Genomic DNA, 14,834 nt, shown 5'->3' with positions numbered 1-14,834 from the left:
CGATGAAGATCGGGATCATCGTCGGCGTGCTGATCGCCGCGGTCTTCGCCGCGGTGGTCACCACGAGCACGGTCTCCAAGGTGGTGACCGACCACATGGAGGCGCAGGCGGGCAGCGTCGTCAAGACCTCCTGTGACGCGTCGATCGGGCCGACCCTGCCCGGCCAGACCGATCGCGGTTCTTCGGACATCAACAAACTCGACGAAGAACAGCGGGGGATCGTCGCGCTGATCATCTCGATCGGCAAGCAGCGGACCCTGTCGCCGCGCGCGTGGCAGGTGGCCATCCAGGCCGGGATGACCGAGTCCAAGCTGCGGAACCTGACCCACGGCGACCGCGACTCGCTCGGCATCTTCCAGATGCGGCCGTCGATGGGCTGGGGCACCGTCGCGCAGGTCACCGACCCGCCGTACCAGGTCAACAAGTTCTTCGACGTGCTGCTCGCGGTGCCGGACTGGGAGAACATGCGCCCCGGTGACGCCGCGCAGCGGGTGGAGCGGTCCGGCTTCCCCGACCGGTACCACAACTGGGAGCCGATGGCGGCGCTCCTCGTGCAGAACGAGGGCCAGATCGTCGACGTCGTCGGCTGCGGCTCGAGCGTCGGCAGTGTGGTGCCGCCGAGCCAGGCCGCCGCGCAGGCCATCAAGTTCGCGCTCGCCGAGCAGGGCAAGCCGTACATCTGGGGCGCCACCGGACCGAACAGCTACGACTGTTCCGGGCTGATGCTGCGGTCCTACGAGTCGGCCGGGATCATCCTTCCGCGGGTTTCCCGGGACCAGTACAAGGCGGGCGCGATGCTGCCGGTGCGCCAGGCGCAGCCCGGTGACCTGCTGTTCCTCGCCACCGTCCCGTCGAACCCGGCGACCATCCACCACGTGATGATGTACCTGGGTGAGGGCAAGATCGTCGAGGCTCAGCAGACCGGCGTCCCGGTGCACATCCGCGACTTCTCCTTCGACGAGGCCGAAGTGGTCGCGCAGGCGGTCCGCCCTGGCGTTTAGCATGGTGAACGCGTGGTTTCGCGACCGCGGGACCATCGGATTCACCCGAAGTGGCGGCCTGTCCACCGGCAAGCGGCCGCACACTGGCAGAGGATGAAGAACGTGGCACGGAAATTCGGAAGGCGAGGCAAGCCCGCGGCGGGAGGCGGCCCGGAGGTCGATCCCCGCGATCTTTTCGGTACTCCTCAGCCCGCGAGGCAGGCCGCCAGACCGGCGTCGAGCACGCCGCTGGCCGATCAGCTGAACCAAGGCTGGCCGGGAGTCGACCCCGGTTACGTCGTGTTGCCGAGATCGCTGGCCGAGGGGATGTCGCTGCCCTGGCAGCAGCAGATGGCCGCCCTGCTGGCCCAGTTCCACCACGAGAACGCCCACCTCGCGTGGCCGATCTACCGTGTCGTCCCGTCGCGCTACGAAAAGCTCGTCGACCTCGACGAGGAGCAGCTGGCGGAGGCCGGCTACCTGGTCGAGATGGACACCGAAGGCGAGATGATCTACCGCGAGCGCAGCGGACGGAAGATCGAGGACCCGGCGAGCACCACGGTGCTCGTGTCCTGCCTCGATCCGATCCCGAAGCCCGTGCAGCGTCAGGCGCCCCCGCCGCCTTCGCAGGCCGCGCCGCCCGTGACCGGGCAGCCGCCGCGCGCCCCGGCGCCGATGAACATCGGACCCGCGCCGGTGTGGCGCACGGTCGCCCCGCCCGCCGGGCCGCCCGCGCCGCCGTTGCCGGGAGGCCACGCGGCACCGCAGCCACCACCGCCCGCCGCGGCTCAGGCGCAGCCGCCGCTCGCTCCGCCGCCCATCCGTCCTCAGCCCGCGCAGATGCCGCCCCCGTCGGTGAGCGCGCCTCCGGCCACGCCGGAAACGCAGTCCGCCGCGCCGCCCCAGGCCGAGCCGCAGCCGGAATTGCCGCAGCCCTCGAGCCCGCAGCCGGTCACGCCGCCTGCCGCGCCTTCGCCTGCCGCCACGCCGCCGGTCACGACTTCGCCTGCCACACCGCCGCCGGTCACGACTCCGCCGCCTGCCGCGATGCCGCCCAACGCGGCTCCCTTGCCGCAGCCGACGTCGCCGTCTTCGCCGCCGCAGGGCATCCCCGTCGCGCCGGAGCCCGCCACACCGCCGCGCGGTCTTCCGCTGCACCGGGGCTGGTTCGACGAACTCGGCGAGAACGTGCCGGAAAGCTCGAAGGTGGACCAGCCCGAAGGCGGCGAGTTCGGCCCGACCGGCGATCCCACGGAGATCCCCTACCGCTACCGCAAGTGATGACAGGACGTCCCGGTGATGTCACGCTAGACGTATGTCGAGCGACCCGAACCCGGATCAGGGCTGGTACTACAACACCAAGACGAACCAGGTCGAGCACCTGGAACGAGGCCGGAGCGTGGACCTCCTAGGCCCGTACCCGGACGAGGCGACGGCCAGGCGCGCCCTGGACATCGCCAAGGAACGCACGCAGCAGGCCGACGCCGAAGACGCCAAGTGGAACGGTGACTGAGCCTCCTCGTGAGTGGTAAGGACGGTTAGAGCGGACCGGTATTTGGCTACCTGTGCGTGACCAGGGCGAAGGTGTGTTGCGGTAGTCGAGGGGGTCGGTCCGGTCTCGGAGTTCGATGGCACCGGAATCTCACTGTGTCAGGTTCGAGTGTGGAGGATTTGGGACGTTGAACGTCCTGAATCCTCCACGCTCGGCTGGGGTGGCGGCTCACGCGTGTGTCGGGCGTTGACGATGAAGGATTTGGGACGTTGAGTGTCCCGATTCCTTCATCATCGACCGTGGCACCCCGCAATCTCGCGGACGGCAGCCGAGTGGGGAGGATTCGGGACGTTGAACGTCTCAAATCCTCCACTCGCCCACAACGGCATCCAGAACAAGCTCTACAAGCTCACCGAGATGACATCAGGATCCAGTGGGCAGGCAAATACCGGTCCACCAGAACCGCCCTTACCACTCACGAGGTGGTCAGGCGTCCTGCCGAGCCAGCACCGGGCCCAGTACGAACTCCGGGTCCACCTGCGCCGTGAGGTCCTCCCCGGCCCGCCCGCTGCCCCAAGCCCGCGCGTTGCGCAGGTGGAACTCGACGCCCTGACGCTGATAGCGCGCCCAGTCCCGCTGCTCCGCATCGACGGTCGCGAGCATCGAGCCCAGCGTGCCGAGGTTGTGCGCCTCGAGCTCGCCGATCGGGCGCGCGCGACCGCGTTCGGCGGCGCGGACGTGCCGCGAGTTCTCCATCCAGCCCAGCAGCGCTTCGCCGACCTCGTCACGCAGGAAGTCGATGTCCTCGTCCTCGGTCACCTTGTTGCCCACGACGACCAGTCGCACGCCGAAGTCCCGCGCGTAGTCGGCGTACTGCCGGTACACGCCGACACTGCGTACGGTCGGCTCGCACACCAGGAACGTCACGTCGAACCGCGTGAACAGTCCGGACGCGAACGCGTCGGCACCGGCGGTCATGTCCATGACCACGTATTCGCCCGCGTCGTCGACCATGTGGTTCAGCAGCAGCTCCGCCGCGCCGACCTTCGAGTGGTAGCAGGCGACACCGAGGTCGTCCTCGTCGAACTGCCCGGTGACGCCGAGCCGCACGCCGCCGAACTCGCGGAAACAGGCCTGGAAGATCGGGTTGTCCTCGAACGGCCGGACCAGCCGTGACCCGCGTCCCGGCGGGGTCGTCTTGATCATCGAGGCCGCGTCGGCGATCCGCGGGTTGTCGCCGCGCAGGTATTCCTTGATCAGGCCCATGTTGTCGCCCAGCGTCGGCCACGCGATGGCCTCTTCCTCGCTCGCGCCGAGCGCGACGGCGAGGTGCTGGTTGATGTCCGCGTCGATCGCCAGTACCGGTTTCCCGCCGCCGGCCAGGTACGCGGTGAACAGCGACGCCAGCGTGGTCTTGCCACTGCCGCCCTTCCCGACGAACGCGATCTTCACGCCACGGCCCTTCCTGTCGTTTTGAAAAGGGTATCGGTTTTCATTTCGGCCGTAACGTACACCCGACCGGCCCGCGCCCGAACGGGCGATCACCGGGGCCGACTCGGGATAGGGTTGGGTGGTGCCTCCACTCGTGATCAGGACACACACGGCCGGAGGGGACTTCGGTCGCCTGCGAGCCGAGTTCTCGCTGCCGGAGTCGTTCGGGCCCGACGTGCTCGCCGAGGCGGAGGCGGCAGTCGTCGATCCGCTCGAATCGGCCGGGGAACGCGAGGACGCCACCGGCCTGCCCTTCGTCACCATCGATCCGCCCGGGTCCAAGGACCTCGACCAGGCGGTGCTGATCGAGCGCGTCGAGGGCGGCGGGTTCCGGGTCCACTACGCGATCGCCGATCTGGCCGCGTTCATCCCGCCGGGTGGCGCGCTCGACAAGGAGGCGCGGCGCCGCGGGCAGACGCTCTACCTGCCCGACGGGAACGTCCCGCTGCATCCGCCGGTGCTGTCCGAAGGCGCGGCGAGCCTGCTGCCGGGGGAGACCCGGCCCGCCGTGCTGTGGACCATCGACGTCGACGCTCAGGGTGAGCCGACCGCCACCCACGTCCGCCGGGCGCTGGTCCGGTCCACCGAACAGTTCGACTACGAAACCGTCCAGGCCTCGATCGACGCGGGGAACCCGCATCCGTCGGTCGCGGCGCTGCCGGAGCTGGGCCGCCTGCGCCGCGAGCTCGCGATCCGGCGCGGCGCGGTCGAACTGCAGCTGCCGGAGCAGGAGATCAGCGGGGATCCCGACGGAGGCTGGGCGCTGATCCAGCGGCCGCGCAACGACGTCGACGCGTGGAACGCGGAGATCTCGCTGCTCACCGGGATGGCGGCGGCGAAGATCATGATCGACGCACGGATCGGTGTCCTGCGCACGCTGCCGCAGCCCGACGCCGAGGCGGTCGAATGGCTGCGCCGGTCCGCGCACGCGTTGAACATCGAGTGGCCCGAGGGCAAGAGCGCTTCGGAGTTCCTAGCCGCGCTGGATCCCGGCCAGCCCGCGTCCATGGCGCTTTTCGCCGACACCACAAGGCTTTTGCGCGGCGCCGGGTACACCGCGTTCGACGGCGAGCTGCCCGCGCTGACCACGCACGCCGGGATCGGCGGCGCGTACGCCCACGTCACCGCGCCGATCCGGCGGCTGGTCGACCGGTTCGCCACCGAGATCTGCCTCGCCGTGAGCGCCGGCCGCGAGGTGCCCGCCTGGGTCCGCGCGGCGCTCAAGGAGGTGCCGGAGCAGATGACCGCGTCCGACACGCTGGCGGCCAAGGTCGAACGGGCCTGCATCGACCAGGTCGAGGTCTGGGTGATGGCGGAGCACATCGGCGGCGAGTTCGGCGCGATCGTGCTGCGCGCGGAGGAGACCAAGGCCGAGATCCTGGTCGAGGATCCGCCGGTGATGTCCAAGTGCACCGGCGAAAAGCTGCCGGAAGGCGAGCGGATCCGCGTCCGGCTCACCGCGGTGGACGTCGACAAGCGGAAACTGTCCTTCGAGCGCGCATGATCGACGACCTCGGGGAAGTGGTCCCGCTGCAAGGACCCGCGGCGCGGGTGGTTTCGCTCGTGCCGTCGCTGACCGAGGCCGTCGAGGTCAGCGCGCCGGGAAGGCTCGCGGGCGCCACGGACTACTGCACTCATCCGGTCGACTTGGACGTCCCGAGGGTAGGGGGCTCGAAGTATCCGAACGTGGACAAAGTGCTCGAACTCGCCCCGGATCTGGTGCTGGCCAACTCCGAGGAGAACCGGCCGGAGGACGTGGAACGCCTGCGCGCCAACGGGATTCCGGTCTGGGTGATGGAGGCGTCGGCGACCGTACCGAGCGCGCTCGCCTCGATTCGGCGGATCCTGACGCAGGCCTACGACCTCACCGAGCCGCAATGGCTGGTGGAGGCCGAAGAGGTGTGGCGGGAGACGCTGCCGGAGCGCTTCCGCGCGGTGGTGCCGGTGTGGCGGAAGCCGTGGATCGTGCTCGGCCGCGACACCTTCGGCGGCGACGTCCTGCATCGCGTCGGCGTCGGCAACGTCTATAAGGACGACGAGGAGCGTTACCCGCGTCCGAAGCTCGAAGAGCTCCAAGCGCGCTTCGCGGACGAAGAGGCGAACCTGCTCGTACTGCCCGACGAGCCCTACGAGTTCACCGCGGACGACGGGCCCGAAGCGTTCCCCGGGGCGAAGTACGTCCTGGTCACCGGACGCCACCTCACCTGGTACGGCCCTTCGCTCGTCGAGGCCCACGCTCACCTCACGCAACTCGTCCTCTAGTTGCGGTAGTTCGTGCCACGAACCACCGCAACTAGAGGACGAAACGCGGGGAGGGTCAGAGGGTCAGGCCGGTGAGGACGGTGACGCGTTCCTCGGTGAAGTCGGCCATCGCCGAAGCCGGGCCTTCGCGGCCGACGCCGGAGTCCTTCACACCGCCGTAAGGCATCTGGTCGGCCCGGAAGCTCGGCACGTCGCCGACGAGCACGCCGCCGACGCGCAGCTTCGCGGACACGTCGAACGCCGTCGGCAGGTCGCGGGTGAACACGCCCGCCTGGAGCCCGAAGCGCGAGTCGTTGATCCGGCGCACGCCGTCCTCCACCGACTCCACGCGCGTGATCGACACGACCGGCCCGAAGACCTCGTCGGCCATCACCGACGCGTTCTCCGGCACGTTCGCGAGGACGGTCGGCTCGACGGTCGCGCCGTCACGCTTGCCACCGGTCAGCAGCTCGCCACCGGCATCGACGGCGGCCGCGACCCACGACTCGACCCGCTCGGCCGCGGCGGTGTTGATCAGCGGCCCGACGTCCACGCCGTCCGTCCGCGGGTTGCCGGTCCCGAGCGCGCGCACCTGCTCCAGCACCTTCGCCCGGAGCTCGTCGTAGACATCGGCGTGTGCGTACACGCGCTGCACCGAGATGCACGACTGCCCGGCCTGGTACATCGCGAAGGTCGCGATCCGCTGCGCCGCGAAGTCCAGATCCGTCCAATCAGGACAGACCAGCACCGCCGCGTTGCCGCCGAGTTCGAGCGCGACGTGCTTGCGCGGCACGCTGTCGCGGATGCCCCAGCCCACCGGCACGGAACCGGTGAACGACACGACCGGCAGCCGCGGATCCGAGACCAGCTTCGCCGATTCCTCGTTGCTCACCGGAAGGATCGACCAGCTTCCGGCGGGAAGATCGGTCTCGGCGAGGATCTCGCCGAGCAGCAATGCGGTCAGCGGTGTCGCGGGCGCCGGCTTGAGCACGATCGGCGCGCCGACCGCGATCGCCGGGGCGACCTTGTGCGCCACCAGGTTCAGCGGGAAGTTGAACGGCGTGATGCCCAGCACCGGCCCCTTCGGTACGCGGCGCACCAGCGCGAGCCGCCCGGTGCCGCCCGGGTCGGTGTCGAGTCGCTGCAGGTCGCCGGAGAACCGGCGGGCCTCCTCGGCGGCCCAGCGGAACGTCGACGCCGCGCGCCCGATCTCGCCGCGCGACCACTTCAGCGGCTTGCCCGACTCGGCCGTGATCAGCTGCGCGATCTCTTCGGACCGCTCACCCAGAACTCGGGACACGTGGTCCAACGCGCTCGCCCGTACGTGGGCGGGCAGCGTCGCGCACTCGTCCTGGACGTCGTGCGCGGCCTGGACCGCGGTCTCGATGTCCGAAGTGGACGGAACGTGGTGCGAGCCCGCCTCACTGCCGTCGAAGGAGTGGCGGACGACGACGGTCTCGTCGCTGGTGACCGGTTTTCCGGCCACCCAGTAAGGAAAGGTGGTCACAGCGAAGCCTCCGTACGGACAGCGTGCTCCAGGACCGACAGGCCCTCTTCGAGCAGTTCGGTGGACAGGGACAGCGGCGGCAGCAGCCGGACGACGTTGCCGTAGGTGCCGCAGGTGAGGACGACGACCCCGGCCTGGTGACAGGCCTGCGCGACCCGTTTGGTGAGGTCGGCGTCGGGTTCGGTGGTGCCCGGCTTGACGAACTCGGCGGCCAGCATCGCGCCGCGGCCGCGGACGTCGCCGATCACGCCGGTCTCCTCGGCCAGCGCCCGCAGACGCGGCAGCACCGTGTTCTCGATGCGCTTCGCCGACGCCGCGAGGTTCTCTTGCCGCATGACCTCGATCGAGCCGAGCGCCGCGGCACACGCGATCGGGTTACCGCCGTAGGTGCCGCCGAGCCCGCCCGGCGGGACGGCGTCGAGCAGTTCCGCGCGGCCGGTGACGGCGGCCAGGGGCAGTCCGCCCGCGATGCCCTTGGCGGTGGCGATCAGATCGGGCACGACCTCCTCGTGCGCGGAAGCGAACCACTCGCCGGTGCGGCAGAACCCGGTCTGCACCTCGTCGGCGACGAACACGACGCCGTTCTCGGTGCACCAGCGGGAAAGCGCGGGCAGGAAACCGGGAGCGGGCTCGATGAACCCGCCCTCACCCTGCACCGGTTCGAGGACGACGGCCGCGACCTGGTCGCCGCCGATCTGCTTCTCGATGCGGTCGATGGCGATGCGCGCCGCTTCGGGACCGGACAGGCCGTCTCGGTACGGGTACGACCCCGGCACCCGGTAGACCTCGGGCGCGAACGGGCCGAAACCGTGTTTGTACGGGATGGACTTCGCGGTCAGCGCCATCGTCAGGTTGGTGCGGCCGTGGTAGGCGTGGTCGAACACGACGACGGCCTGGCGACCGGTCGCGGCGCGGGCGATCTTCACCGCGTTCTCGACGGCCTCGGCGCCGGAGTTGAACAGCACCGAACGCTTCTCGTGGGTGCCCGGCGTCAGCTTGTCGAGTGCTTCGCAGACCTCGACGTACCCCTCGTACGGCGTGACCATGAAACAGGTGTGCGTGAACAGGCCGACCTGCTCGCGGACGCGGTCCACGACGGCGGGGGCGGCGTGGCCGACGTTGGTCACCGCGATGCCGGAACCGAAGTCGATGAGGACGTTGCCGTCGGCGTCGGTGAGCAGGCCGCCTTCGGCCGAGGTGATGTAGACGGGCAGCACCGAACTCACGCCCGCGGCGACGACGCCGGCGCGGCGTTCCTGCAGGGCGCGCGAGGCGGGGCCGGGGATCTCGGTGCGCAGCCTGCGCTGGGTTTCGGTGGTGGCGGTCACGGCCAAACTCCTGCGGGCGCGAGGGACGGGGTCGCCCTCCAGGATGAGAGCCGGAGCGGGCCGCGTCAGCTCGACATCTTGTCCATATCGAGGCGTAGAATTGGACAACATGGCACTGACGCTCCGCGCCCTCGCGGCCGAACGACCGCTCGGCCTGCGCGTGCGTGCGGCCGAAAGCGGGCTCGACCGGCCGATCGGCTGGGTCCACCCCACCGAACTGACCGATCCGCAGGCCTTCCTCGAAGGCGGCGAGCTGCTCCTGACCACCGGCCTCTCGCTCGATGAGACCACGGCGCCGGAGTACATCCGGAGACTTGTCGACGCGGGCGTGGCGGGGCTCGGTTTCGGTGTCGGCCTCAGCCACGGGAGCATCCCTCAGTCCCTTGTGGACACCGCTGAGGAGGTCGGGCTCCCGGTTCTCGAAGTGCCGAGGAAGACGCCGTTCATCGCGATCACGCGCGCGGTCTCCCGCGCGGTCGCCGCCGACGAGTACGCCTCGCTCGTCCGCACCGGCAAGGGGCAGCAGGAACTGACCAGGACCGCTGTCGGCAAGGGTGGTCCCGGCGGGGTCGTCCGCAAATTGGCGAAGCTGGTCGACGGCTGGGTGCTCCTGCTCGATTCGGCGGGCCGGGTCACCGAGGCGGCACCCGCCTCCGCTCGCGATTCCGTCGAAGACGTGCGAGAAGACCTCGCCCGCCTGCGTGCGGGCACGCTCGTGACGGTGGTGGGGGAGGATGAGGTCGTCCTGCAGACGCTCGACACCCGCGCGCGCGGCGTGCTCGTCGTCGGGACCCGTGGGCCGCTCGACGCCGCGGGGCAGCACATCGTCAACACCGCCGTGTCCCTGCTTTCCCTTGCGCTGGAACAGAATCGTGAACACGTGGCCGCTTTGCGGTACTTGCGCACCGGGTTGTTCGATCTCTTGGTGAGCGGGCAGGACGAGATCGTGACGAGTGCCCTTTCCACGGTTTGGGGCGGTGCTCCGGACGCGCCCTGGCGGGTTCACGCCTTCGTGGGATCGCAGGGGGCGAGGCAGGCGCTCCACGCCCTGCTCGAAGCGGAAACCGAGGCACACGAGGTGTTCTTCGCGTACTCGGGCACCGCGGTGATCGCCGCGACGGTCGCGGATCCCCGCGTCTCGGAGCGGGTGGTGCGGCTCGCGGCCTCGGTCGGCGGTCTGCACGGCGGCTCCTCCGACGTCATTGGCATCCCGGAATTCGCGTTCGGGGTCCGCCAAGCAGAGCAGGCGGCGGGCGTGGCGAAAGCCAGAGGAGTGGAGTTCGTCCCCTATGCCGACCATGCCGGGCGCGGCTTCCTGGAACTGGTCGATTCCCAAGCGGCGCAAGCGTTTTCGGACAGCCTGCTGGCACCGTTGCGGCACCACGACGAAACCGGCCGGGGCGAGCTGGTCGCCTCACTGACCTGCTGGCTCGAACACCACGGTCACTGGGATCTGGCGTCCGCGCGGCTCGGCGTGCACCGGCACACCCTGCGCAACCGCGTGCGCAAGGTCGCCGACCTGACCGGCCGCGACCTCGATTCCCCCGGTGTGCGCGCCGAATTCTGGCTCGCGCTGCAGGTCAGCGCTCGGACCTGACCAGTGCGATCGGGGAGTCCCCACACCGCCGCAGCGTCGCACCGCTCTCGGTGGTGACCGGTTCCGCGCCGGACGACCACCACGCCGGGACGTCGACATCGCGCACCAGCGAACCGGTGGCCTGACGCGCGTTGTTCGACACGATCACCCGGCCTTGGGCGTTGACCAGTGCCGCGCGGCCGCCGAGCGCGCGCAGTTTCGGCTGCAGCAGGCGCTCGACCTCGCGCACGTGGATGTCCGCGCCGACGACGCCCGCGAACGAGCCGTTTCGCTGGACCGGGACGGTGAACGTCAGCGTGTACTCGTCGGTGCAGAGGTAGTCGACGTACGGGCCGTTGATGTGACGGCGGCCGGTGTCACGCGGGACGGTGAACCACGACTGCCGGGTGTAGTCGAGGAAGTTGTCGCTGGCCGGATCGAGGCTGATGACCAGCTGGGCGGGTTCGGCGTCCCCGGTCTCGGTCCACCAGTCGAAGCCGAATTCCTGATCGGCCAACGCGTTCGGCGCGCTGATGAACCCCGCGCCGACGACCAGGCCGCCGAGAACGTCGAAGACCTGCGGCCGGAGCCGGGTCAGGTCGTCGGCGGTGGCATCGGCGGACGCGGCCAGCAGCCCCTCGGCACCGGACAAAACCGGCTTCAGTCTGCCGAAGACGTCCTCGACCAGGGCGGATACCTGCTCGACGACCTCGGAACCGGCGGACGGTGTGTCGTTCACGATGCTCACCTCGGATGCGCGGATGCCGCAGCTTAAGGGGCCAGAAGGTCTAAATGCACGTCCGCCAGCCGGTCTATCGCCTCGAGGATGTGCTCCTCGGTGAGTTTCCTGGCCAGCTCGCCGTCGCCCAGCGCGATGGCGGCGGTGATCGCGCGATGTTCGGCGTAGGCGTTCTCCCGGGTGCCGTGCGGCTCGAGCGGCAGCCACAGCAGCCCGCCTCGCTCACTCTGCAACTGCACTTCCTCCCTGGTCAGTCGCGGCGACTGCGCGGCCGCGGCGACTTCGAGGTGGAACTGGCGTTCGGCGCGCGACGCTTCCGCGCCGGTCGCGATGCGGATGTCCTCGGTCGCCAGCTCGAGCCGCTCGATGTCCTCGGGCGAACTCCGCTCGGCGGCGAGTTTGGCGGCGGCGCCGGCGATGGCGAGGTAGTGGTCGCCGACGTCGCGAAGATCCGACAGCGAAACAGTGCGAAGGCGTTCTCGCCACGAAGCAGCCGAAGGGTCCACGGGCGTCTTCACGAAGCTTCCGCCACCTCGGCCACGTCGCGTCTCGACAAGGCCCTGCTGCCGCAAGGCCACGAGCGCCTCGCGAACGGTCACGGTGGATACGCCGAACTGGGCGGCCAGTTCGGCTTCGCTCGGCAGCTGTTCCGAGTCGGCCAGCAGTCCGAGCGTGATGGCGTCGACCAGCCGCGCGGTGACCGCTTCCGCCCGGCCGATCTGGTCGAGTGGCGCGAACATCGCTGACCGCGCGCTGTGCGACATCCCCTTACGCATGGTGGCCCTTCGCCCGTACCGCTACCCGATGGAACCAATCTTGCCCCATCGTCTTGTCATTTAACATCTGGACTTATATGTTTTAGCTCCCTCGCCGCCCCACAAGGGAGCAAGGGACCTTTGCTATCGCCTCACGCCCCCAGGCCCAGTAGCCAGGAGCTCTCGTGCAGCAGTTGAAGCACTTCATCGGCGGTGAGTACATCGGATCCGCGTCGGGCGAGGTCGCCGACATCATCGATCCCGTCACCGGCCGCCCGTATTGCACCGCCGCCGTCGCCGGCCCCGAGGACGTCGATCGCGCGCTGAAGGTCGCGGCCGCCGCTTTCGAACAGTGGCGTGGGACCACGCCCGCGCAGCGCCAGCTCGCGTTGCTGAAGATCGCCGACGCCGTCGAAGCGCGCGCGGACGGCCTCGTGCTCGTCGAATCGGCGAACACCGGCAAGCCGATCGCGCTCACCGCGGCGGAAGAACTGCCGATGATCGTCGACCAGTTGCGGTTCTTCGCGGGGGCCGCGCGTGTCCTGGAAGGACGGTCGGCGGGCGAATACATGGAAGGGCATACCTCTTTCGTCCGCCGAGAACCGATCGGCGTGTGCGCGCAGGTTACGCCGTGGAACTACCCGCTGCTCATGGCGGTCTGGAAGATCGCTCCCGCGCTCGCCGCGGGGAACACGGTGGTGCTCAAACCGGCCGACACGACACCCGCGTCGACCCTGCTCTTCGCCGAGATCTGCGCCGAGTTCCTGCCTCCCGGCGTGCTCAACGTGATCTGCGGCGACCGCGAAACCGGCCGCACGCTCGTCGAGCACGAGATCCCCGCGATGGTGTCCATCACCGGCTCCGTGCGCGCCGGGATCGAAGTCGCCGCTTCGGCGGCGAAGGACGTGAAGCGCGTACATCTCGAGCTAGGCGGTAAGGCGCCCGTGGTGGTCTTCGCCGACGCTGACCTCGAGGCGGCCGCGGAAGGCATCGCCGCCGCCGGGTACTTCAACGCAGGCCAGGACTGCACCGCGGCGACCCGGGTCCTGGTCGACGGCGAGGTCCACGACGCGTTCGTCGAGGCGCTCATCCGGCAGGCGCGGGCGACCACCACCGGGAAACCCGACGACCCGTCGGTCGGTTACGGGCCGCTCAACAACGCCGCGCAACTCGAAAGAGTGGCCGGATTCGTCGATCGGCTTCCCTCTCACGCGACAGTCCACTGTGGAGGCAAACGGTATGGGGACGAGGGTTACTTCTACGCGCCGACGGTGATCTCCGGCGTCCGCCAGGACGACGAGATCAGCCGGACGGAGGTCTTCGGCCCGGTCATCACCGTCCAGCGATTCGGCTCCGAAGCCGAAGCGCTCGCCGCGGCCAACGGCGTCGACTACGCGCTCGCGTCGTCGGTGTGGACCGCCGACCATCAGCGGGCGATGCGGCTGGCCGGAAAGCTCGACTTCGGCTGCGTGTGGATCAACACGCATATCCCGCTGGTCGCCGAAATGCCGCACGGCGGCTTCAAGAAGTCCGGCTACGGCAAGGACCTCTCGCTCTACGGCCTCGAGGACTACACCCGCGTCAAGCACGTGATGAGCGCGCTGTGACGACCACCGAAAGGCACGCCATGCCTCAGCGAACGCACCCCGCCTTCGCGGCGGGGGAGCAAGGGACCTTTGCTATCGCCGGCGGGGACCCGGCCATCCGGCTGCGCGGCCTGCGCAAGGAGTTCGGCCAGGTCCACGCGGTCGACGGCGTCGATCTCGACATCCCGCCCGGCGAGTTCTTCTCGATGCTGGGCCCGTCCGGTTCCGGCAAGACGACCGTGCTCCGCATGATCGCCGGTTTCGAACTGCCGACGGCGGGCACGATCGAACTCCACGGCCGCGACGTCAGCCGTCTCGCGCCCTTCGACCGCGACGTCAACACGGTCTTCCAGGACTACGCGCTCTTCCCGCACATGACCGCGCGCCAGAACGTCGAGTACGGCCTTCGGGTGAAACGCGTGCCCCGCGCGGAGCGGCGTCAGCGCGCGAAGGAAGCCCTCGACACGGTGAGGCTCGGCGAGTTCGGCGAGCGCAAACCCGATCAGCTGTCCGGCGGGCAGCGCCAGCGCGTCGCCCTCGCCAGAGCCCTGGTCAACCGCCCGAAGGTGCTCCTGCTCGACGAACCGCTCGGCGCGCTCGACCTGAAACTGCGTCACACCATGCAGACCGAGCTCAAACAGATCCAGCGCGACGTCGGCATCACCTTCATCTTCGTCACCCACGACCAGGACGAGGCGCTGACGATGAGCGACCGCATCGCGGTGTTCAACGCCGGCCGCATCGAACAGGTCGGCTCACCGGTCGAGGTCTACGAACGGCCTGCGTCGGCGTTCGTCGCCGGGTTCGTCGGCACCTCGAACCTGCTCAGCGGTGGCGGTGCCGAAAACATCATCGGCAAACCCGGGGTCTTCAGCATCCGCCCCGAAAAGATCCGCATCGACGCGGATCTCTCGCAAGCGGCGGACGTCGGTGAAACCAGCGCCACCGGCACCGTCACGAACACCGTCTACGCCGGCGCCACCGTGCGCTACGAGGTCACGCTCGACGCCGGCGGCCAGCTCTCCGTGGTCCGGCAGAACACCGCCGAACCCGCGGACTTCGAGGGCGGCCGTGTCCGCCTGAGCTGGCGGCACGAACACAGCTTCCGCGTCCCCGAAGCCGGTTAGTTCTCCCCAGCA

General features: G+C 69.5%; 13 protein-coding genes. 8 read left to right on the top strand and 5 right to left on the bottom strand.

The window, feature by feature from the left end:
- Positions 1-2 precede the first annotated feature (2 nt).
- The 3 genes from ACLJPX_RS39375 (at position 3) to ACLJPX_RS39365 (ending at position 2,493) form a co-directional block, all read left to right on the top strand.
- Positions 3-1,001 (top strand): C40 family peptidase, encoded by a 999-nt coding sequence (locus tag ACLJPX_RS39375; RefSeq protein ID WP_101612587.1) that lies wholly within the window; start codon positions 3-5, stop codon positions 999-1,001.
- Between the two features lie 102 nt (positions 1,002-1,103).
- Positions 1,104-2,261: a hypothetical protein gene (locus ACLJPX_RS39370; protein WP_410605350.1), complete on the top strand. Its 1,158-nt coding sequence runs from the start codon at positions 1,104-1,106 to the stop codon at positions 2,259-2,261.
- A gap of 34 nt (positions 2,262-2,295) precedes the next feature.
- A complete protein-coding gene (locus tag ACLJPX_RS39365; RefSeq protein WP_410605349.1) occupies positions 2,296-2,493 on the top strand; it encodes a hypothetical protein in 198 nt (65 codons plus the stop codon).
- A gap of 465 nt (positions 2,494-2,958) precedes the next feature.
- On the opposite strand, the gene ACLJPX_RS39360 is transcribed toward ACLJPX_RS39365, so the two are convergent.
- Positions 2,959-3,924 carry an AAA family ATPase gene (locus tag ACLJPX_RS39360; RefSeq protein WP_101612590.1) on the bottom strand — a complete coding sequence of 322 codons (966 nt, stop codon included), beginning with the start codon at positions 3,922-3,924 and terminating at the stop codon, positions 2,959-2,961.
- 133 nt (positions 3,925-4,057) lie between these two features.
- On the opposite strand from ACLJPX_RS39360, the gene ACLJPX_RS39355 reads away from it, so the two are divergent.
- Positions 4,058-5,467, top strand: a complete 1,410-nt coding sequence (locus ACLJPX_RS39355) for an RNB domain-containing ribonuclease (protein ID WP_410605522.1) — start codon at positions 4,058-4,060, stop codon at positions 5,465-5,467.
- Positions 5,464-6,225, top strand: coding sequence for a helical backbone metal receptor (locus tag ACLJPX_RS39350; protein ID WP_410605348.1), 762 nt, complete (start codon positions 5,464-5,466; stop codon positions 6,223-6,225). The genes ACLJPX_RS39355 and ACLJPX_RS39350 overlap by 4 nt, the downstream gene beginning before the upstream one ends.
- Positions 6,226-6,280: 55 nt before the next feature.
- On the opposite strand, the gene ACLJPX_RS39345 is transcribed toward ACLJPX_RS39350, so the two are convergent.
- The gene (locus tag ACLJPX_RS39345; protein ID WP_410605347.1) at positions 6,281-7,711 is read right to left on the bottom strand and encodes an aldehyde dehydrogenase family protein; all 1,431 of its coding nucleotides are present in this window, start codon (positions 7,709-7,711) and stop codon (positions 6,281-6,283) included.
- On the bottom strand, positions 7,708-9,039 hold the full coding sequence (gabT, locus tag ACLJPX_RS39340) for a 4-aminobutyrate--2-oxoglutarate transaminase (protein ID WP_168214506.1): 1,332 nt from the start codon (positions 9,037-9,039) through the stop codon (positions 7,708-7,710). The genes ACLJPX_RS39345 and gabT overlap by 4 nt, the downstream gene beginning before the upstream one ends.
- 109 nt (positions 9,040-9,148) lie before the next feature.
- Between gabT and ACLJPX_RS39335 the strand changes: the two genes are divergently transcribed.
- Positions 9,149-10,636, top strand: coding sequence for a PucR family transcriptional regulator (locus ACLJPX_RS39335; RefSeq protein WP_410605346.1), 1,488 nt, complete (start codon positions 9,149-9,151; stop codon positions 10,634-10,636).
- Here the strand turns inward: ACLJPX_RS39335 and ACLJPX_RS39330 are convergent.
- Entirely contained in the window at positions 10,620-11,354 is a 735-nt protein-coding gene (locus ACLJPX_RS39330; protein WP_410605345.1) for a cache domain-containing protein, read from the bottom strand. The genes ACLJPX_RS39335 and ACLJPX_RS39330 overlap by 17 nt on opposite strands.
- A gap of 32 nt (positions 11,355-11,386) precedes the next feature.
- Positions 11,387-12,130 (bottom strand): FadR/GntR family transcriptional regulator, encoded by a 744-nt coding sequence (locus ACLJPX_RS39325; RefSeq protein WP_101612597.1) that lies wholly within the window; start codon positions 12,128-12,130, stop codon positions 11,387-11,389.
- Positions 12,131-12,294: 164 nt separating this feature from the next.
- On the opposite strand from ACLJPX_RS39325, the gene ACLJPX_RS39320 reads away from it, so the two are divergent.
- Positions 12,295-13,716 carry a gamma-aminobutyraldehyde dehydrogenase gene (locus tag ACLJPX_RS39320; RefSeq protein ID WP_410605344.1) on the top strand — a complete coding sequence of 474 codons (1,422 nt, stop codon included), beginning with the start codon at positions 12,295-12,297 and terminating at the stop codon, positions 13,714-13,716.
- Positions 13,713-14,822 carry an ABC transporter ATP-binding protein gene (locus tag ACLJPX_RS39315; RefSeq protein WP_410605343.1) on the top strand — a complete coding sequence of 370 codons (1,110 nt, stop codon included), beginning with the start codon at positions 13,713-13,715 and terminating at the stop codon, positions 14,820-14,822. Before ACLJPX_RS39320 ends, ACLJPX_RS39315 begins: the two co-directional genes overlap by 4 nt.
- Positions 14,823-14,834 lie beyond the last annotated feature (12 nt).

Origin of the sequence: Amycolatopsis sp. lyj-90 (genome assembly GCF_046549035.1) — a bacterium.
Lineage (GTDB): Bacteria > Actinomycetota > Actinomycetes > Mycobacteriales > Pseudonocardiaceae > Amycolatopsis.
This window is presented reverse-complemented; position numbering and strand designations above follow the sequence as displayed.